We start from the raw sequence: 20,500 nt of genomic DNA, 5'->3' as shown, positions 1-20,500 counted from the left end.
AGTTATCCATAGGGTTGTTTGACTTGCTATATTTTACTATAATGTAGCCATAAAGGGAAACTTTAGCAGGACTACATACCGTTATTAAAATTTGGGAGGTATTATTACTATGGCCAAAGATGAATCTTTTGATATTGTATCCAAAGTCGATTTTCCTGAAGTCACAAATGCGATTACTGCAACGATGAAGGAAATTAAAACTCGTTATGATTTTAAAGGCAGCAAAAGCGAAGTGACTCTTGATAAAGAAGAACTTGTATTAGTTTCAGATGATGAATATAAAATGGACCAGCTGAAAGACGTCTTGCTTGGCAGGCTAATTAAAAGGGGTGTCCCTATTAAGAATCTGGATTATGGCAAAATGGAAAAGGCATCTGGAGGGACTGTGCGTCAAAGAGCAAAACTGGTGCAAGGCATTGATAAAGAAAATGCGAAAAAAATTAACACCATTATTAAGAATAGCGGCCTTAAGGTAAAAAGCCAAATTCAAGATGACCAAGTCCGCGTTAGCGGTAAAAACCGTGATGACCTTCAAAAGATTATCGCTTTAGTACGTGAAGCAGATCTTACTGTCGATGTTCAATTTATTAACTATCGATAATCACTAACTGTCAGGAGAAAGGAAAATTCCTTTTCTCCTTTTTTATTTGCTAATATTTTCGTTCATATTCCTTAAACTAACATGGTAAATAACTCAGGAGGTAGGAATAAATGACCAACAACAACCAACAGCAAAAGAAGGCTTTCCCCCCACAGCATCAAAATCGCCAGCCAGGAATTGAAAGTGAGATGACTCCTCGTCCTGTTTCAGTTGACCAAAATTATAAAGGCTCAGGAAAATTAGCTGGTAAAACAGCTATTATCACGGGAGGAGACAGCGGAATTGGTAAATCCGTTGCCATTTATTTTGCGAAAGAAGGTGCTGATGTCGCAATCATCTATTTAGATGAGCATCAGGATGCAGAAGAAACAAAAGGACTTGTTGAGGCAGAAGGATGTCGATGTCTGCTGTTTTCCGGTGACCTTGGTAATGAGGAATTTTGTAAGGATACTGTTAGCAAGATTCTCAGCCAATTCGGGAAAATTGATATATTGGTAAACAATGCAGCAGAACAGCACCCTCAGCAAAGTCTGTTAGATATTACGTCCACACAGCTGGAAAAGACGTTTCGGACGAATATTTTCTCCTATTTTTATATGTCTAAAATGGTTCTGCCCCACTTAAAGCAAGGTGCTGCAATCATTAATACTGCATCTATAACGGCTTATGCCGGCCACGAACAATTATTAGATTACTCAGCTTCCAAGGGTGCCATCGTTACTTTTACACGTTCCCTTGCAAAATCCCTTGCACCTCAAGGTATCAGAGTAAATGGAGTTGCACCTGGCCCAATTTGGACGCCGCTTATTCCCTCAACATTCAAGGAAGACCAAGTTGAAAGCTTTGGAACCGATACTCCAATGGGCAGAGCAGGGCAGCCCTATGAACTAGCTCCTAGTTATGTTTACCTTGCGTGTGATGATTCTTCCTATGTAAGCGGGCAAATTATCCATGTAAATGGAGGAAAAATCGTTAATGGTTAGGTTTTAAGCTAAAAAAATGCGATGCTTTCTTTTCGAAGCATCGCATTCTTTTACCCTCTTCTTCTTTTCCTAACTTTTATTATGAATATAGTGAATAGGATATATACAACCACTAGTGAACCTATTAGTGTTAGATTAATTCCGCTCTTATTTGCTAACACATAAATTTCAGCTTCATCACGGTCAATAATAAGATCATACTCGTTATTATCATTACTTCTGACTAGGTCTCCATTAAGCATACCGCGCAGTTCTTTATCACCTTCGACCTGCTCCTGGCTTAATGTTACATTTTGAGATTGACTTGTATTATTGATTGCAATAACCGCTGTTTCATCTTGGTAGACACGTTTATAAACAGCCATACCGTCTTTTTCGTATAGCAGTTCCATATTCCCTCTTGTCAAGGAAGGAAGCTGATTTCTTAATTCACCGAGCTTCGTAATAAAATCGATAAGCTCCTTTTCAGTCCGAAAATTCATTGGCTGGTGATTATCCGGAACCTCACCACCATTTAAAGCAATTTCACTGCCATAAAAGACAACTGGAATTCCAGGTGTAGAATAAATATATGTTAATGCCGTCTTCCAGCGGGCTCCAGGAAAATGTTTATTCTCTACGATATCACTTGTGAACCTCGTGGTTATTTCATTATCAAAAAATTGAGGCTTTGTTTCAGGCTTTTGAACTTTATCACCAACCAGTTCGCTAAATGATACATTTGTGTTCGCGAAGACATTTCTTAGATTTTGACTTTGTTGAAAGTCTGTAACACTATCAATGCCAGCCATCACATATTTATTAGCATCCACTGACTGATTAAGAGAGGTAATCCCTAATAAAAAGAAGTTATCCTTTTCATTTTTTATTTCTTTTGAAAAATCACTCCAAAAGTCCGCTGGAACATGATTTACCTCTGGCAGACTAAAAGCATCAATATCTGTCTCTTGTATCCACCACTTCGCAGCATCTAATAAATATTTTTTGACTTCAGGGTTGTCCTGATTAAGGTCAGGTAAGCCATTTATCCATTCCTTTTCTATTTCTTTCTGACCCTTTTCATTGAACCATTCCTGCTTTGTTGTATCGTTTACCCATGGGTGTTCTGTAGAAACATTATTCGTTACAAAATCAATCATCACCTTCATATCCCGCTGGTGGGCTTGGGATACAAGTTTCTTAAATGTCTTTAGCGAGCCAAAATGTTCTTCAGTCTTATAAAAGTCATTTATCCAATAACCATGATAACCACCATCAGCATTATCGAATATGGATGTTAACCGGATGGCTGTAAAACCCATATCCTTAAGATAATCTAATTTATCAATGACCCCCTGGAAATCCCCGCCATTATAGGCCAATGGGTCCAGTGTATTAACATCGTAGTCATTCTTTGTATTAGCATTAAAAAAACGATCCACCATTATAGAATAAACCGTTTCATCCTGCCATTTTCGGTTCTCCCGTTCTGACGCCCCGTAAACTGGCACTGTTGAAAAAATAAAAATACAAAATAAAATGAGTGTAATCAAGATCTTTTTCATCTTCAATCCCCTTCCATACACTCATTTTAATCTAATAAAGTTGTGAATCCAACTATAAACGTCTATGCATTTACTATATTGATATTATAATCTTTGAACCAAATATCTAATTGGATAAAATATGCCAGCAGCTGCGGTCCTGACATTAACTGGCCAAACCATGGCTCTTTAAAGGAATTCCCTCCAGATTCTACCAGGTTATTTAGTAAATCTCGATTGAATAGTTCAAATAATACTGAGGACTTATCCTTTAATATCTCCTTCAATTGCTGCTGAACTGCAAGTGTGTATTGTGGATTATGGGTTTTTGGATACGGACTTTTCTTCCTGTACAACACTTCATCAGGAAGTATTCCTTCAAATGCTTTTCTTAAGATCCCCTTTTCTCTGCCATGTACCATTTTAATTGCCCACGGGATGTTCCAGACGTATTCTACAAGACGATGGTCCGCAAAAGGTACCCTGACTTCAAGACTAGCTCCCATACTCATTCTATCTTTACGATCAAGCAGCGTTGTCATAAAATGGGTCATATTAATATAAAAAAGCTCCCGGCGTTTTGATTCCTCTAAGCTTTCTCCATCCAATTTAGGTGTTTCCGAAACAGCTTCCTTATACTTTTCTATCACATAATCCTTTAATTTCAGTTTTTGCTGCCAATCGGCTCTTAATAAATGATTTCTTTCATTAACCGAACGCATCCAAGGAAAACCAGTTCTTTCCAAATCTTCTTTGCGGTGAAACCAAGGGTACCCTCCAAAAATCTCATCCGCACATTCACCTGAAAGACTGACAACAAAGTCCTTTTTTATTTCCTTGCAAAACCAAAGTAAGGAGGAATCAATGTCTGCCATTCCAGGACAATCACGGACATGGACCGCTTCTGTTAAGTCTTTCACTAATTGTTCTTGAGAAATTGTTTTAAAATGGTGCATTGTGTCAAACTCACTTGTTATTATTTTAATCCACTTCTCATCCGCATTTGGCTGAAATTCGTTTGCTTTGAAGAAAACATCGTTTCCTTCATAGTCGATTGAATACGTATGAAGCTGGCCCTTCCCCTGATCTTTAAATCCTTTAGCAGCAATAGCAGTAATAATACTTGAATCAAGACCGCCAGATAAAAAGGCAGATAGTGGAACATCAGAAACCAGCTGCCTTGTGACCGCGTCTGTTACCAAATCACGTACCTTTTCAGCGGTTTCTTCCACATTATCATGATGTACATCACTTTTTACATTCCAATAGCGCCAAATCTTTAAGCCGTTTTTTGAAAAAGTCATAGCGTGGGCCGGCCGTAACTCCTTTATCCCTTTAAAAATTCCAGACCCAGGAGTCCTCGATGGCCCTAAACCGAAAATTTCAGCGAGCCCCTCATATTCAAGCTCTGTTTTCATTCCAGGGTTCGCTAGAATTGCCTTTAATTCAGAGGCAAATACAATTCCTTTATTTAATTCTGTAAAAAACAACGGTTTAACCCCTAATCGATCCCGTCCAATAAAAAGCTGCTCTTTCTTTTCGTCCCAAATGGCAAAAGCATATATTCCATTTAAATGGTTTACGCATTCTTCAGCCCATTCTATATAGGCAGTTAACAGAACTTCTGTATCAGAATGACCTTTGAAAGAATATCCTTTAGTAAGGAGATTTTTGCGGATATCTTCAGTATTGTACAACTCCCCATTGTAACAAATTGTATATTGTATACCATCTTTTTGTTTAGTCATCGGCTGTCTTCCCCCTTCAGGGTCCACTACGATCAGCCGCTTATGACCAAAGCCAACATGAGTTTCCAGCCAAAGGTTAGTCTCATCTGGCCCCCTTTTTGCAAGTGTATTTACCATTTTTTCCATTGTATCTTTTTCATTCTTTAAATTAATCGTAAAATCAACCCACCCTGTTACTCCGCACATAAAAAACTCTCCTCTCTCCAGTTTAGAAACTGGATAAACGTTACATGTTTTATAGTATTCAGCCCAGTTTATTTGGTAAATTGTCCAAATTAAAGATAAACAAGTTATAAAAACAGACAAAGATGTCTACAAAGAAAATGAAGTATTAGGCACGGAGGTTAAACATGAGTCGACAACAGAGAATAAAACTTTTGGATTTTCAACTGAGGGCCTATAATGAAGGAGCAGTTGAACAGATAAGTGATCAATGGATATTTTTTGATGAAGAAACCGAAGAAGCAGCAATGCTTGATGACTTTCTTCAACAGGAGATTGAAATATTTCGCTTAAATCGGTGGAAGAAAGGTATTTTAATTGAATCTGGAAAGATTCGCAGTGGAAATGAGGTTATCATGCTTCGTGACCATGATTCGATTAGAATAAGAAAGCATTTAATCTACTCGTTGGAAAGACTGTTAGAGGGAATGAATGATGACGCCTTTTTTCAATTTGTAACAACATTAAACTCTTTAGATTTTTCTATATATGATTGTATTTATTGTTACAACCACCTGTCTTTCTTATCTGATGAGAATCGGAGGGATGGGGTAAACTTCATAGTTTTCGATAATCAGGAACAAATTTGTAATGTGCAGCATCATTTTTCTTATTTTGAAAAAGTCAATGACCGCTTTGAATTTACCCTAAATACCGGAAAACGACTGGTTATAGAAAAGTTGATTTCATAAAAGAAAGGTGTGTTTTTCAATTAAAGAAAAACACACCTTTTTTAGTTCCCTATGTATTTTGAATATAGGGATTTTGCTTTTACGATATCATTTGTTCCATGTATAAGGACACGGCCATCTTTGAAAACGACGATAGATGTATCTTTGTCGGGAGAAAAACGCAGTAAAAATTGATTTCCGGTAACTTTTCCATTCTGTTTTAGTCGCTCACCAAGCAACTTTAAGTCTCTTTCACGGTTTTCTCTAAAATAGATTTGCACGGTATCTCTACCGCATAGAGAACTATAAGATTCCTGGATGCCCGACAGTCGGTCTAGAAAGTCAAACTGATGATGTACACATGTCGGACATTGTGGATTTTTCCCATCACTGATATCCATTGAAAATAAGGAAGTATCCCATACATCAATTTGCTCAAGGTTCGAATTCGCTGCGGCACCAATAAGCAGCTTTATCGTTTCAACCGCTTGAAAGGAACCGACAATATCTGTTATTGGCGATAGTACACCAATCGTATCACAGGTTTCGCCCCTGCCCGCTGGGACCTGTGGAAATAGACAGCGGTAGCATGGAGTTACTCCTGGATTAATAACCGCAAACATCCCTCTTGAACTAACTGCTGCCCCATGCACCCAAGGAATTCCATACTTAATAGAAACATCATTGATTAAGTAGCGGGTCATAAAATTATCAGTACCATCTACAATGACATCAACCCCTGCTAACAATTCCTCTGCATTATCAAGATTTAAATCTGTAATGACAGCATCAACTGTAACCGTAGAGTTAATATTGTTCAGTCTCTTTTTCGCAGCAACAGCCTTTGGCAGATTTAAACGAACATCCTCTTCGTTAAAAAGTGATTGCCGCTGCAGATTAGAAAGGTCCACTACATCTCGATCAATTAACCTTATGTACCCTATACCTGACCTGACCAAATGATTGGCACATATTGTTCCGAGTGCTCCTACACCGACAATTGCCACCCTGCTTTTCAGCAATTTCAACTGTCCCTCTTCCCCTATTCCTGAAAAGAGAATTTGTCTTGAATAACGTTCTACATTGTCCATCACGGGTCCTCTTTTCTAGATTAGCAGTACATTCTCACGTTTCACGTAATCTACGTTAATTTTAATTGATTATTAGAAAAGTTTAAATATTAAATGTATAAAAATAATTGTATAATAGGAATTGGGTTTATTTATTAATTTTGGGTTTTTATCCTATTAATATTTTAATATAAATAGGATATTAGCTTCAATTTATTAATGAAAGAGAGGGAGAAACTTTGAATTTAGGTGGTTTTTTAAACAAAGAAGTAGTGGTTGATTTAACAGCAGGTACTATTAATTACAGACCTATTAATGAAGAAGATGCGAAAAAGTACATTGGCGGCCGAGGTCTCGGAGTTAAATATGTCCTTGATAATGGTCCTGAAGTAGAGCCGCTATCAGCTGAAAACATGCTTTGCATCATGACTGGCCCTGTAACCGGTTCACGTTCTTCCATGAGTGGACGGCTTTGTGTCGTGACTAAGTCCCCGTTAACCGGTACAGTTACAGACTCTCATATGGGTGGATGGACTGCTGCGCGCTTAAAATGGGCAGGCATCGATAATATCATCCTTACCGGTAAAAGTGACAAACCAGTTTATCTTTATATTGAAGATGGAAAAGCTGAGCTGCGTGATGCTTCAGAACTTTGGGGCAAAGGAACAAGAGAAACAGTTAAAACCATGCAGGCTAGATATGGCGAACAAGATCTTAGTGTAATGACGATTGGGCAGGCAGGCGAAAACACGGTTAAGTTTGCCTCTTTTATAAACGAGCATGACCGAGCAGCCGGCCGCGGGGGAACTGCTGCTGTTGCAGGCTATAAGAAATTGAAAGCGGTTGTAATTAAGGCATCACAAAAAGGGAATATGCCCAAGCCTAAATTAGAAACCGAATATAAAGAAGCTAACAAAAAAGCAGTCAAGGCAATCCTTGATGGAGGATTAACAGCACCTAATAAGGGCGGCCTTTCTGTATATGGCACGAACGTTTTAACCAACATTATCAATGAAGTTGGCGCACTTCCAACCAAGAACTCTCAGTTGACACATTGGGATGAAGCAGAAAAGCATAGTGGTGAATATGTAAACGAGCATCTACTCGTTAAAAACAATACCTGCCATGCTTGTCCTGTAGGCTGCAAGATTGAAGTTGAAGTGAAGGATGGAAAATATAAAACTAGAGTAGAAAGTATTGAGTTTGAATCTGCTTGGTCACTTGGCTCTAACTGCTTACTAAGTGATGCAAATGCTATTTCGTATTTAATTGACCGCTGTAATGAATACGGTCTTGATACTATTGAACTTGGACATTGCTTCTCCGTCACAATGGAGGCCTATGAAAAAGGAATCATCACAGAAGAACTAATCTGGGGTGATGCCGATTCTATGATCGATTTAACAAAGAAAATTGCATTCCGTGAAGGCTTTGGCGGAATTCTTGCTGAAGGTCCTGCAAAAGCAACAGCTGCATGGGGTACACCTGAACTTTCTATGTCTGTAAAAGGACAGTCAATTCCTGCCTATGATCCGCGTGGAATTCAAGGTATTGGCCTGGGATATGCAACAAGTAACCGCGGGGCATGTCATCTGCGCGGCTATACGGTTGCAAGTGAAATTGCTGGTATTCCTGAACCAACAGACCGCCTGAAGCCAGAAGGTAAAGGCGAGTTATTAAAAATATTCCAAGATATGCTTGCATTCTCTGATTCCATGAATATTTGTAAGTTTTCATCTTTCTCTGAAAACGCTGAGCATTATGCAGAGCAATATAGTGCGATGACTGGTGTTCCAATGACTGCAGATGATGTGATGAAGGCTGGAGAAAGAATATATAACCTAGAGCGTTACTATAATAATCTTGCCGGGTTTGATAAAGAAGAAGATGACTACCTTCCAAAACGCTTTACAGAAGAGCCTGCCTCTGGTAATAGTGCAGGTGAAGTCAGCCGTATGGATATCATGCTTAAAGAATACTACCAAGTCCGCGGTTGGAGTGACGGAAAAGTAACGGAAGAAAAGCTTCGTGAACTGGAAATTATTGACCCAGAAAATCAATTAGTATAATGCTAGAATCAAAGACTTCTGCATATTTTGCAGAAGCCTTTTGTTTAGCAATCATAACTAGCCGCCAATTCTTCTTGTTTTCACCCGATAATTTTTGATGAGCTCTTTTAGCGTCAGATCGTCTTTGGCAGAAAAACGGATATGTACAGTATTGACTTTAAATGTAGAGGTAATGGAAAGTTCCTCTTCCCTTAGTATTTCTGCAGCCCAATTCTTAGATTTATAGATGAAAGGAAATTCATCTGTAATGGGTTTGCCGCCTAATTCCTCAAAATACATTCCAAGATGCTTTCGATTTATTCCGCGAAACTCTAATTCCTGCTGAAGCATATCAACCACCTGCTACAGGTGGAAACAGCGCAAATTGATCAGTTTCCTTTACCGCGGTCTCTAGGCCGTCCAAGTGAATAATGTTTCTTCCGTTTATAAAAACATGTACAAATGGCAGCAGTTCTTTTTCGGGAGTAAATATTTCGTTCTTTAAATCAGGAAACATTTCAACCATTTTATCTAGTACATCAATAACCCGTTCACCATCTGGATTAACCTCTACCCCAACTCCGCCACAAATTTGCCGGAGATTAGCAAACACCCTAACTAACATTCCAAAACACTCCTCTCCCCTTTATTAAATAGTAAAACGATTTGCAATACTTGTCATCCTTTTTTGCACTAAAAAAATGCTGACGGGAGTCCGACAGCATTTTTAATAAACACTCTTATACATGAAAAATTGACATAGGTAATTTATCAAAGCCTAAATATAATACTAGCAAGAACGCGATAGCAAACTGGATCCATAAAATAGATGTTTTCCTATTTTGTGCAACCTTACTAAGAATCACTTCAAATAGCCCAATCAGCCATATTCCTACCACCGCTTTTAGAATATACAACATGTCTATATTGGAAAGCATGAATATCATACCAACACCTGTTGCAATGATTAACAGATAGAGTACACGCAGAATCATTCTGACGATTTTCGCGCCCTTTTCTTTTCCGCCTTTTAGTAAAAATATAGCGACAATAAATAATATTAGGGCTAAAACCCAAGCTGTAACATGACCGTGAATCATTTAATCTTCCTCCTATGTATGCATTACTTTGCAACACTATCATACCATAGGCCTTTACAAAATCCTAAAAAAAAGCTAAATGCTAATAAGAACCTTCAAGAGGAGTAACATTAAAAATATCTCTAAGCACAATGTGCTCCCCATCAATTCCCTGAACCTCAGTTATCTTAGTAACTCTTCTTGTTCCATCACTTAACCGTGATAGGTGGACGATGATATCAAAAGTACCAGCAATTTGCTCCCTTATTGCTTTAATCGGTTTAATCCCTTCAAGATAAGAAATGATTTCTAACCGATCAATCATATTACTAGGACTGCTGGAGTTTCCTGTTGCAAGAAAGCCATCAAGTCCTTTACTGTTATTCCGGAATACTTCACGACCATCCCTATTACGTATATCTCCAATAATATTTCTTTCCTCTTTTGGAATGAAAGTGGAAAGAGCATTTACAAGTGTTCTCTTACCTGCCCCTGTCCCTCCACTAACGAGGATATTTAATCTAGCCTTCACACATGTACAGAGGAAAAGGGCCATTTCTTTTGACATAGTTCCATTACGAATTAGCTCCTGCAGCTCTGGAGCTTTCCATGAATCCCTTCTAATAGCCAGCCTTTTTACCTTTTGCAATTTTTGGTCAACATCTTGTCCCTGATTATTTTGTTGAATTGGTTTTAATAATCCCATTCATGCCACCCGCCTTATTCTTGTTTTTTTAGTCCGCTTTGATCACAAAACTTAAAGAAGAAATGATCGGTTTGGCAGGGTTGGTAAATATAAATAACCCCGCCTTTACCGAAAGGGGGGTTAACCATGTAGTACAACAATACACATAGAAATTCCTATGTATAAATTATTGTTATCTACGTAAAACTCCCTGTTCTTTCGGTAACTGGCTGGCGTAGTGCAAAATGCACCTTAGCCCCTTTAGCTTTGCGTCACTGATTTTCACCAGTTTTGCCTTTATCGAGAATCAGTGTTTTATTTTCCGACTGTCCTCATATACCCATCATAAGTCACTTTTCTTTTATCTAATATCCTACCAAAATACCATTTTTAATATTAATATAGGTAATTATACCTAATTCTATTATTTTCCCAACATTACAACTGTAAGATATTACTAAATAAACACATTTACTTTTATTGGGCGAATGTATCACATTACATCAACACATACATACGATAGTAAGAGATAAAAGGTGAAGGGTGTTGTTTATGCCGGCAATTGTAGGAGTTGCACAAGTCATTTCACTTGGAAGCAGTTCAGTTTTTCATATTGGAGATGTCTATAAAATCATGCCATTTTCATCAGCGAAGACTTTCTCCGGGGCTGGTTCCTTTAATACTGGTGAAAGTTTAATGGTTCATAATAATAATTTAAGTAATACGAACACAAATGATTCAGATGGTATTGATCAAGGATTCTTCCTTAATGCTTAAGGAAAGGTTGTTTTCAATGAATTTTTATATCCAGCAATCCATACAAATAAATTTTATAAAAATTAGCAGTATTACCAATTCTTCTGTTCTACAAATCGGCAGTGCAGGAATAATCAAACCTGCTTCTCATTTGTATAATACAGGAGGGTTTACAGAGCCTGCTCCAACGGCAGGAGGTACTCAAACATCAAACGGACAATCTAGTGTTGCAGTGCCTTTATCAGGCACTAGAGATGATACACGAGTGAGGTGATGGTGTATGTACCAGGATTATTCACATTTTCTTCAATGGGTTCAACTAACGATCGAAGCTCAAGAAAATAGAATTGCCAATCTAGAACACTCCATTCAAAAATTACAGGATGAAATTAGAAATTTAAAGGAAAAGCCTAGTATCCGAGTAGATAAGATTGAGTATAAATTTGACCAATTAAAGGTTGAAACTCTTGAGGGAACATTAAATATTGGTCTAAATCCATCAGATTTGCAAAATATTGAAGATTTTGCTGTACAAAATCAATCCGTGAATACACCTATCGATCCTAAAAAACAAATGCAGAGATCTATGAAAATAGAAGAAACGATTTATCAGTATTTGGAAACGGATCTGCCTGGATTATTTAAAGAAACCCAAAGTCAATTAAATGTAAGTTTAGATGATTCTTATTTAGAATTTATCAAGCAGGATATATTGAAACAGCTTCCTGCTAGGATTGATTATCATTTACAAAATACCACTTCTTTAGAACGCGAAGGCGCGCATAATCCTGAGGAAACTATTATTGAATTATTAAAGCAAGAAATCAGTAAAGGAATCTTAATATTTATTAATCATTTACCTGAGAATGTGAAAGGAATGAATATAAAAAATGAACTTTGAGGTATATAATCGAGACCTCCATGTTGATAACATTAGAATTCTTGGTGTAGCCAGCTCTTCGCTTGTGTTGGTTGGCGACACACAAACGATTCAACTAGCATCAACTTTCGATACCCCTGCTGAATCACTCATAATCGGACCATTTGTTCCATTATTTTAGGCAGGTTTAAGAATAATGCTTCAGCGATCTTCTATAGTAAACTCCGTTAAAGTAAACTCAGCTTCCTTTGCGTCTCTTGTCCAGCTTGGAGATTCTCGTATCATTAATGGATTCTCACGTGCCCTGGCTGTCCAAAGGGAAGCTGATGTGTTTAATGCCAAAGAAGGTAATTTTTCAAAATATTCTGTGTTCACCGAACCCATTCCTCTCGTGCCAATATCTGAAACATTGTCAATATCGTCTCATCATATCCTTCCTGTCATTAAAGTCAATAATATCTCTATTCTTGCTATGTCTTCCTCAGCCATTCTGCATGTTGGAAACAGCGAAAATGTCTCAATGGAAGCAAGAGTTAAACATATTCGGCAGCTATTCCATAGACAGGATGAACAATGACAAATTCTTTTGAATACGATATCACAGGTTTAAAAGAGCTTTTAGAGAAAAGGATGTATTAAAATGCCAGCGATCTTAGGTCCAGTTCAGATTGTGAATGTAAGCGGCGGAGTTGTTCAATTCGGAGATACCGTCTATATCTCTCCAAAAAGTGCCTCAAAGACCAATTCAGGTTCTGGGGGCTTTAATACCGGAGGGATTATATTTACAGCCAATGGAATAAGCGGTACCAATGTACTTGATGCCAATTTGCTTGATCAGCCAATTAGCGGGAATAATTAATAAAAGACATAACCCACAGCCGGTTTATGTCTTTTATTTTTTATTGAGATTCTTTTTCCAGCTTTAATATATGAGCTCCGTCAAAGAAGAATAAATATCTTTCATTTACTTTTCGCTTCCAAATTTGTTCCAAAGCTTTGGTATATAAATTGATTTGTAACCGGTATCGATCTTCAAGTATTGGTTTAGCCTGGATAAAACCGCCTTTGTAACGATCAGAAATGCCATCTGATTTAAAGTCGATAAGAACAAGTCCATTCTCATCCTCGAAAACACAGTCGATTATTCCTTGGACAAAAACAAATTCATCTGTATCTCTCCATTCTGGATAAACTTCCGATGCAGGCAATGAAAGTGTAAAGGGAATTTCACGATTTACCACTTTTGCATTCATAATTCTTTTGCCTAAATCTGTTCTAAAAAAATCCACAATCAGCTGTGCATTAATGACCTCGGCCTGTTCAACCGTTAACAGTTCCTCGCTAACCATCTTCTCAACTTGATTCTCAACATTCTCTAATAAAACAGGTCTTGTTAAATCAACATGCTGCATGACCATATGGAGCGCTGTTCCTCGCTCAGCAGGGCTTAAGGATTTTTCCTGCATAAACTTAGGCCGTTTCGTAATTGATTTTTTAAACCTGCTGATGAATTTAGTGTCGCTATGTTCATCGAATATCTCCCGCTGCCGCTTCATCTCAGATACAGACTGCTTTGAGCGATGTGACGATGCATTAAGAAAGGAATATTCCCATGTTAAGCGAGATTTAATTTCTTCCCCGTAAGGAGAGGATATCGGAATGCTCTTCTGCTTTTCAACCCGCTCTAGGAACGAGTCTGCTTCATTTGTCTTACTGATTTCTTGACCTTTTAATTCTTCCGCACTCATCACTGTCATTTTCCATGCCGAAGGGTGTTTGGTAATGTCTGAAGGAACAAGTGGATGATTAGATTTTCTATATTCTTGATTATCCTGATGCCGTATTAGCGCTGGTCCAACCCAATCCATATAACAGCCTGCCGCAGCTCTTTCATAATCCTTAAGCAGCCATTCTGTATTAGAACTTACATCATTCCACTGTTCTATTTTTTTATCTGCATCCTTCAAAGTGCCTATTAAATATAGCTTTTCCTTGGCCCTTGTCAAGGCTACGTAAAGTACCCTCATCTCTTCAGAGAGCATTTCCATTTTCTTACGGCGCTTAAATGCTATCTGAGGTAACGATGGATAAGAAATTCTTTTTTCTATATTTACATATTTTGCTGCAATACCGTACTCTTTATCGAGCATATATGGTTTACGGATATCAGACATATTGAAGTTACGCGATAACCCTGCAATAAATACAACTGGAAATTCAAGCCCTTTACTGCTGTGGATGGTCATAATCCGAACAACATCTTCCTGTTCGCCAAGTGCTCTTGCAGCTCCCAGGTCATCTCCTCTTTCAATCATTCTCTCAACAAACCGTAAAAAGCGGAATAGTCCTCGAAACGAAGTCTGTTCATATTGCCTAGCACGGTCGTACAAGGCACGAAGGTTTGCCTGACGCTGTTTCCCGCCCGGCAGTCCTCCTGCAAAGTCATAAAACTGTGTATCCCGGTACAGCTGCCAGATTAGTTCTGATAGTGATCCTTGACGCGCCATGGAACGCCACTCATCCAAATTATCATAAAAACGGCGGACCTTTTCATATACGTGTTCTGTTTTTTCTGCAGGTGTACTTTGACAGAACTTCTTAAGTGATTCCCAAAAAGTTCCCTTTGAGTGCAGTCGTATTTGTGCCAGTTCCTCCTCGTTAAGCCCAACAATAGGTGAGCGCAAAACAGAAGCCAATGGAATATCTTGGAACGGATTATCAATTACCTTTAATAACGACATCATAATTGCCACTTCAGTCGCTTCAAAATAACCAGTGGAAAGGTTTGCGTATATCGGGATTCCTTGCTGTTTAAACTCTTCCATTATCTGTGGTGCCCACGTCATGGACCTTAGGAGAATCACTATATCCCGATACATAACTGGACGATATGATGCCGTTTTTGAATTGTAAACCTTTGTTTCTTTTGCAATTATTTCTTTAATTTTTGAAGCCATCACTCTAGCTTCCAGCTGTGACTTTTCTAAATCCACCTCATCGAATTCAGTAATTACACCCTCTGTTTCGGTTTCAGCACCGTCTAATGGCAATTCTTTACCATCATTGTTTTGATTAATCAATAATAGTTCTATTGGAAATGGTTCATCTTCTGGGTATGGTGCCGCGGGCCGGAGTTCAGCACTTTCATCGTACTCTATTTCTCCAACTCTTACACCCATGATTTGTTTAAATAAATAGTTTGTTCCTTCAAGAACCTCTTTTCGGCTTCTAAAATTACGTGCAAGGTCAATTCGTAATCCAGTCCCTTTACCGTCCTGCCTGAAACGATTATATTTTCCTAAAAATAGATTCGGTTCTGCTAAACGAAACCGATAAATAGACTGCTTCACGTCGCCAACCATAAACCGGTTGCCATTGCTTTCGTCTTCTTTTGCAACGAGCTTTAAGATTGTTTCCTGAACCATATTGACATCTTGATACTCATCAACAAAGACTTCATTAAAGTGGTTCCTATAGGATAATGCAGCTTCTGAAGGGAAAAATACTCCATCTGGGCTGATTTCTCCTGTTAGGATAGCCAGACAATAGTGCTCCAAATCTGCATAATCAACCAAGCCCTTTTCGCGTTTTGCCTTCTGAAAGCGTTCAGAAAAAGCAGTAACCAAATGAGCAAGTGTTTCAATTAAGGGACGCATTTGTTCCATATCCTGCAAGAAGCCTTCTGGCTTTCTTAAAAAAAGCTCCTCTTTGATATCCTGTATCTTCTTTTTTGCTTTGTCACGTAGTTTTTGAGCTTTTTCGGTCAACTCTTTGTCAAAATGGTCCCCTTTTACTGATTTTGCTCTTGTGAAAGACCATGTTTGCATCGCATTGTAAAGTGCTGTCCATGAATCGCGATTTGCCTGTATAAGAGTATCAATAACATTTAAATCATCTAGAAAGTTTTCCGCTCTTGGTGCCGGACCATCTGGAAGCTTTGTCACTTCCAATCCACGCTGAATCATTTCCTTAGCGCCTTCTAATTGAAGCTCGATATCAAATAGCAGTGATTGAATAAAAGGTAATTCTTCAAGATTCTTTACCTTAGAAGTATCATACATATCAATCATTGACTGTAAATACCTTTTAGGGAGCGGGTTCGCCTCTGCAAAGTCATAGATATCCCGGACGATATCCATTAAGGCACTATCGCTCCGGTCACTTGTAAAGGAATCTACCAACTGAAAAAATGGCTCATTATCCTTCTTTCCATACTCCTCTTCAAACAGTTCATCCATCACTTCATCGCGGATTAATTGTGCCTCTGTTTCGTCGGCAATTCGAAAGCCGGGATCAACATCAATTAGATAATAGTATTTACGGATAACCTCCATACAAAAGGAATGGAGGGTGGAAATGGATGCTTTATTTAATAAGCTGAGTTGTTTTCGTAAATGCCTTGAACTTGGGTCATTATTTATTGCCTTCTCTAATGCTTCTCCAATTCGATGACGCATTTCAGCGGCAGATGCATTTGTAAATGTTACGACTAGTAATTCGTCAACATCAATCGGGGCTTCTTCTGAAAGAATTTTTTGGATAATCCGTTCAACCAAAACAGCCGTTTTACCTGAGCCTGCAGCTGCTGCCACCAGGATATCTTTATTTCTCTCCATAATGGCTTTCCATTGGTCTTCTGTCCAGGTTGCCCCAGCTGGCTTTGGAGGTATTGCAAAACTACTCATTTACACCTGCCTCCTTTTTGATTAGTTCAAAGATTGTTTCCTTTTGCTGAGGTGTTAATATCCGGTAATGGTTTTCGATAGACTCATCAAATTGGCAAACAGATTTGTAGGAACAAAATGTACAAGGTGTTTTATCTTTTAGTTTAAAAGGAGCAATTTCAACTTGGCCGTCCACTATAGCTTCCCCTGTAGTTTGATAGAGCTTTCGGACATATTTCCTAAGGTCATCAAATTCATTCAGGCTCGCAACTTTAGACTTCTTCGTCAGATTACCATCCTTTTTAATACCCGCCGAAATAATTTGTGAGTCACCTGATTCAAGTGTTTGGTCCATCAATTTAAGAACATTTTGGTCACCAACCATTAACCCATTCATCTTAAACTTTTTCATAATTTCTCTTTCTATTTCATCTACTGTAAGCAATTTGGTTGTGCTTATTAATGGATTGTGAACATGGAAATAAAGGACCCCAGCAGGACTCGCTTTCATTTCAACCAGCTCGTCAGAATGTGTAATGACGATATCTAAGTAGGTTAACATTTGGAGGGCAAGTCCATAGTATACCTCGTTTAAATTAACATCCTTCTCACTCGATTTATAATCTATTACGCGTAAGTAAGTATGGTTATTTTCACCTTTTGCTTGATCTACCCTATCAATTCGGCCGGCTAGTTCCATTCGTTTGCCATTTTTTAGTGAAAATGTTAATGGCGGGAGCTGACCATTACGCCCAAAGCTCAGCTCTAATCCGACTGGAGAGAATCCACTAACTTTTGCATGATCACTTAATACTTGAGATGCCCTAGTAATAATTTGTTCTAATTTTCGCTTTATATAATGATGCCGCTCAGAGCTTAGCAGTATTTCATTTTGGAGCTTAGGCGCTAAAGCATTCACTGCTTCCTTAGCCAATGCTTCACATTGCTTCTTTGAAAGAGAATCCCAGCTGAGTTTTTGTTCATTGACAAAATCAGATATATACTTTAAGGCTGCGTGAAACAGCTCACCTATATCAGGGGCTTCTAACCGAAATACTTGCCGTTCACGAAGCTTTAGCCCATGCTGTGCAAAATGAGAAAAGGCACAGCCATTATATAGTTCCATCCTTGAGACACTTGCCTGTATAGTATCACCATACAATTCATCCGCTGTTTCCTTTGATAACTGGACGGTCTGATTGGTGTAAAAGAGAGAAGAGAATACTTTCTCTGCCCTTGTCTTCCACTCATTTTCCATATAAAAATTATATACATCCCACCAAAGATCCGAAATTGGATAATTACGCTTTTTCAGCTGAAGCTGTGAGGTCAAGAAGGACAGTGTCGTTTTATAGCTGGTAACAAAGTTTAACTGCTCCTCTTCAGTTAAATCAGCGGGATCTGTACCATAAAAATGCTCTTCTAATTCTGGAAACATATCCTTCAATCTCTTAATATACGAAGAAGGAATTAATGCTTTTCCTTCATCATTCGCGAGCGGGTAGCTGACAAAAAGTGACTCTGAAGGTGTGGTTAGTGCTTTGTATGCAATAAAATTCTCATCTAATAAGCGCGTCCTGCTGCTTGGTGCCACTGTTAGATTTGCAGCGATTAACCATTCCCGATCTCCATCAGATAATATTCCTTCATCCGCAATTTTAGCCGGTAATACACCTTCGTTTGCACCTATCACAAAGGCGGACTTAATGTCTGTTAATCTAGATTTTTCCAAATCTCCGATTATTACCTGATCTAGTGCAGGCGGTATAAGTGAGAAATACAGTGATTCAAATCCTGCTTCTAATATAGCGAAGAATGATTTTAACGAAACATTTTCATCCCCTAATATTTCAACATACTGATCCAGGAGATCAATACATGCATTCCAAACCTGTTCATGCTCACGCATTTTAACTAGATTTCCTTTTTGTTCAGCTTCTATTTTTAAATTTTCTAGTTTTGAAGGAATATCCAACTCTTCTAAATATAAATAGATTGCTTCACAAAGCTTTCTCCCGGAATCCGCCTTCTTCAGCCTTCTAGACAAGCGGAGAATCGGGGCTGACACCATTAGCTTTAATTCATTTAATTGCTGTTCAATTTCTTTTTCAGCATCAGTTTGGACATTAGCTTCCAATTCTAATCCTCTGAAGCGGCGATATGTCCAACGGTCTTTTTTCGTCCACTTACTCCCTTTTATTCCGTATGCGAGTACATAGTTTTCTAACCTATCCATTTTCTCCCGCATTTTATCTGGATTTTCCTGAATTGGATAAATCAATTCTGTTTTAATTACTCTAAAAACAGGTTCATACCGCCAAAATGATTGAATCACTTCCAGGGTCGAACGAATTAATTCAATCAGCGGATGATTCAGCATCGTTCTCTTTTGATCAATAAAGTAGGGAATCTGATAATCGGAGAACACTGGTTCTATGATCTCATGATAATCACTGCCATTTCTAACCAATAGCGCGATGTCTCTGTAACGAAAATTCTTTGTGCGAACCAATTGAAGAATTTTGCGTGCAATCCCTTCTATTTCGGCTCTTCGATTAACAGCTTGACCAATATAGATGTCTGCTTTTCCATAATAAGGGGCAGCTGGTCTAGTATCAAAATTCTCCTCTAAATGACTAAGAGATGGATTCTTCCATTTTTGTTGATAGGATAGAAAGATTGGCTTCTCCATTTCTATTTGTTCAACTTTTGCCAACTCCAATACTCTACAGCAAGCCTCATTTGATAATCTAAATAAATCCAACTCATCTGGCAGAGTTTCAAAGGAATTTCGATCACTTGTCATAGTTATGGTTACTCTCTGACAATGCCTCATTAATTCCTTCAAGACTAGGTATTCCTGCGGAGTAAAGCTATTAAAACCATCTATATAGATCTCAGCGTCCTTCAAATAATTTGACATGGAGATCTTCTCTGAAAGCAAACGAAAGTAGTCTTCAGAATCGATGTATTTTCCAAAAACCTCATCTTCAAATTGTTTATAGATAATCTCTAAATCATTCAGTTTATCCTGCAGCGCTCTTGTTGCTGTTCCTCCATTTAAATTGTTCTTCTCAATCTCTAGCGACAGTTCTTCCGGTGTAATACAATACCGTTTAAATTCAGTAATCATCTGTTCAACCTGCTGAACAAAACCGTTTTTATCAGCTGCACGCTGAAACAAATTTAATTGGTCTTTTTTATCTTCAATAATTCTCCGAATAAGCATGCTTATACCAACACTGCTAAGATGGTACCGGCTTATCCCGCCTGTCTCCTGCAGTATTCTCCAAGCTAATCGGGAGAAACTATACACTTGTGCACGAATCATTCCACCTAGCACTGGATTCGTTGCCAATCGATATTCTGCCTGAAACGTCATTTGCTCTGGAACAATATAAATAATCGGTGCTCCCTCTGGATTTTCTAGGAGCCGATCTTGTATTTCATTCATACACATTTGAGTTTTACCGCTTCCTGATCTTCCAGTTATCATTCTTAAAGACATGTTTCTACCCCGCTTTCCGATTACCCTTCTATCATTAGTACACTCATTTTATCATAAAAAGA

General features: G+C 38.3%; 19 protein-coding genes and 1 riboswitch. Of the genes, 10 read left to right on the top strand and 9 right to left on the bottom strand.

What is annotated here, in order from left to right; translation table 11 throughout:
• The first annotated feature begins 109 nt into the window (after nt 1–109).
• Both SFC47_RS00910 and SFC47_RS00905 read left to right on the top strand, forming a co-directional pair.
• Nucleotides 110–601: a YajQ family cyclic di-GMP-binding protein gene (locus tag SFC47_RS00910; RefSeq protein ID WP_411252353.1), complete on the top strand. Its 492-nt coding sequence runs from the start codon at nt 110–112 to the stop codon at nt 599–601.
• A 110-nt stretch (nt 602–711) separates the two neighbouring features.
• Nucleotides 712–1,584 (top strand): SDR family oxidoreductase, encoded by an 873-nt coding sequence (locus tag SFC47_RS00905; RefSeq protein ID WP_411252352.1) that lies wholly within the window; start codon nt 712–714, stop codon nt 1,582–1,584.
• Nucleotides 1,585–1,634: 50 nt separating this feature from the next.
• Here the strand turns inward: SFC47_RS00905 and SFC47_RS00900 are convergent, their stop codons facing one another.
• Together SFC47_RS00900 and asnB are read right to left on the bottom strand one after the other, a co-directional pair.
• Nucleotides 1,635–3,128: an alpha-amylase family glycosyl hydrolase gene (locus tag SFC47_RS00900; protein ID WP_411252351.1), complete on the bottom strand. Its 1,494-nt coding sequence runs from the start codon at nt 3,126–3,128 to the stop codon at nt 1,635–1,637.
• A gap of 62 nt (nt 3,129–3,190) precedes the next feature.
• Nucleotides 3,191–5,041 (bottom strand): asparagine synthase (glutamine-hydrolyzing), encoded by a 1,851-nt coding sequence (asnB, locus tag SFC47_RS00895; protein ID WP_411252350.1) that lies wholly within the window; start codon nt 5,039–5,041, stop codon nt 3,191–3,193.
• A 164-nt stretch (nt 5,042–5,205) separates the two neighbouring features.
• Between asnB and SFC47_RS00890 the strand changes: the two genes are divergently transcribed.
• Nucleotides 5,206–5,769 carry a DUF2777 domain-containing protein gene (locus SFC47_RS00890; RefSeq protein WP_411252349.1) on the top strand — a complete coding sequence of 188 codons (564 nt, stop codon included), beginning with the start codon at nt 5,206–5,208 and terminating at the stop codon, nt 5,767–5,769.
• Nucleotides 5,770–5,810: 41 nt separating this feature from the next.
• On the opposite strand, the gene SFC47_RS00885 is transcribed toward SFC47_RS00890, so the two are convergent.
• On the bottom strand, nt 5,811–6,839 hold the full coding sequence (locus SFC47_RS00885; protein ID WP_411252348.1) for a ThiF family adenylyltransferase: 1,029 nt from the start codon (nt 6,837–6,839) through the stop codon (nt 5,811–5,813).
• A gap of 218 nt (nt 6,840–7,057) precedes the next feature.
• On the opposite strand from SFC47_RS00885, the gene SFC47_RS00880 reads away from it, so the two are divergent.
• A complete protein-coding gene (locus tag SFC47_RS00880) occupies nt 7,058–8,887 on the top strand; it encodes an aldehyde ferredoxin oxidoreductase family protein (protein WP_411252347.1) in 1,830 nt (609 codons plus the stop codon).
• A 57-nt stretch (nt 8,888–8,944) separates the two neighbouring features.
• Here SFC47_RS00880 and SFC47_RS00875 read toward each other — a convergent pair whose 3' ends face one another.
• From SFC47_RS00875 to SFC47_RS00860, 4 genes are all read right to left on the bottom strand, one after another.
• Nucleotides 8,945–9,217 (bottom strand): MoaD-like domain-containing protein, encoded by a 273-nt coding sequence (locus SFC47_RS00875; RefSeq protein ID WP_411252346.1) that lies wholly within the window; start codon nt 9,215–9,217, stop codon nt 8,945–8,947.
• 1 nt (nt 9,218) lies between these two features.
• On the bottom strand, nt 9,219–9,491 hold the full coding sequence (locus tag SFC47_RS00870; protein WP_411252345.1) for a ubiquitin-like small modifier protein 1: 273 nt from the start codon (nt 9,489–9,491) through the stop codon (nt 9,219–9,221).
• Between the two features lie 115 nt (nt 9,492–9,606).
• Nucleotides 9,607–9,966, bottom strand: a complete 360-nt coding sequence (locus tag SFC47_RS00865) for a YisL family protein (protein ID WP_411252344.1) — start codon at nt 9,964–9,966, stop codon at nt 9,607–9,609.
• Between the two features lie 82 nt (nt 9,967–10,048).
• Entirely contained in the window at nt 10,049–10,651 is a 603-nt protein-coding gene (locus SFC47_RS00860; protein WP_411252343.1) for an ATPase, T2SS/T4P/T4SS family, read from the bottom strand.
• A gap of 197 nt (nt 10,652–10,848) precedes the next feature.
• A riboswitch (cyclic di-GMP riboswitch) is annotated at nt 10,849–10,936 on the bottom strand.
• Between the two features lie 246 nt (nt 10,937–11,182).
• Between SFC47_RS00860 and SFC47_RS00855 the strand changes: the two genes are divergently transcribed.
• The 6 genes from SFC47_RS00855 to SFC47_RS00830 all read left to right on the top strand — a co-directional run bounded on the left by SFC47_RS00855 (nt 11,183) and on the right by SFC47_RS00830 (nt 13,125).
• Nucleotides 11,183–11,407 (top strand): spore germination protein, encoded by a 225-nt coding sequence (locus SFC47_RS00855; RefSeq protein ID WP_411252342.1) that lies wholly within the window; start codon nt 11,183–11,185, stop codon nt 11,405–11,407.
• A 16-nt stretch (nt 11,408–11,423) separates the two neighbouring features.
• Complete coding sequence (locus tag SFC47_RS00850; protein WP_411252341.1) at nt 11,424–11,660, top strand: spore germination protein GerPB; 237 nt, start codon at nt 11,424–11,426, stop codon at nt 11,658–11,660.
• 6 nt (nt 11,661–11,666) lie between these two features.
• Nucleotides 11,667–12,287, top strand: a complete 621-nt coding sequence (gene gerPC, locus SFC47_RS00845) for a spore germination protein GerPC (RefSeq protein ID WP_411252340.1) — start codon at nt 11,667–11,669, stop codon at nt 12,285–12,287.
• Complete coding sequence (locus tag SFC47_RS00840) at nt 12,277–12,447, top strand: spore gernimation protein GerPD (protein ID WP_411252339.1); 171 nt, start codon at nt 12,277–12,279, stop codon at nt 12,445–12,447. Before gerPC ends, SFC47_RS00840 begins: the two co-directional genes overlap by 11 nt.
• A 15-nt stretch (nt 12,448–12,462) precedes the next feature.
• Nucleotides 12,463–12,843, top strand: a complete 381-nt coding sequence (locus SFC47_RS00835; RefSeq protein WP_411252338.1) for a spore germination protein GerPE — start codon at nt 12,463–12,465, stop codon at nt 12,841–12,843.
• Between the two features lie 63 nt (nt 12,844–12,906).
• Nucleotides 12,907–13,125 (top strand): spore germination protein, encoded by a 219-nt coding sequence (locus SFC47_RS00830; protein ID WP_411252337.1) that lies wholly within the window; start codon nt 12,907–12,909, stop codon nt 13,123–13,125.
• Between the two features lie 40 nt (nt 13,126–13,165).
• Here the strand turns inward: SFC47_RS00830 and addA are convergent, their stop codons facing one another.
• Both addA and addB read right to left on the bottom strand, forming a co-directional pair.
• On the bottom strand, nt 13,166–16,951 hold the full coding sequence (gene addA / locus SFC47_RS00825) for a helicase-exonuclease AddAB subunit AddA (RefSeq protein ID WP_411252336.1): 3,786 nt from the start codon (nt 16,949–16,951) through the stop codon (nt 13,166–13,168).
• Nucleotides 16,944–20,438, bottom strand: coding sequence for a helicase-exonuclease AddAB subunit AddB (gene addB / locus SFC47_RS00820; protein ID WP_411252335.1), 3,495 nt, complete (start codon nt 20,436–20,438; stop codon nt 16,944–16,946). The genes addA and addB overlap by 8 nt, the downstream gene beginning before the upstream one ends.
• Nucleotides 20,439–20,500 lie beyond the last annotated feature (62 nt).

Source organism: Neobacillus niacini, from assembly GCF_046591715.1.
GTDB classification, from domain to species: Bacteria; Bacillota; Bacilli; order Bacillales; family Cytobacillaceae; genus Neobacillus; species Neobacillus niacini_L.
The sequence above is the reverse complement of the archived record's forward strand: the minus strand, read 5'-3'. Positions and strand labels throughout refer to the sequence as shown.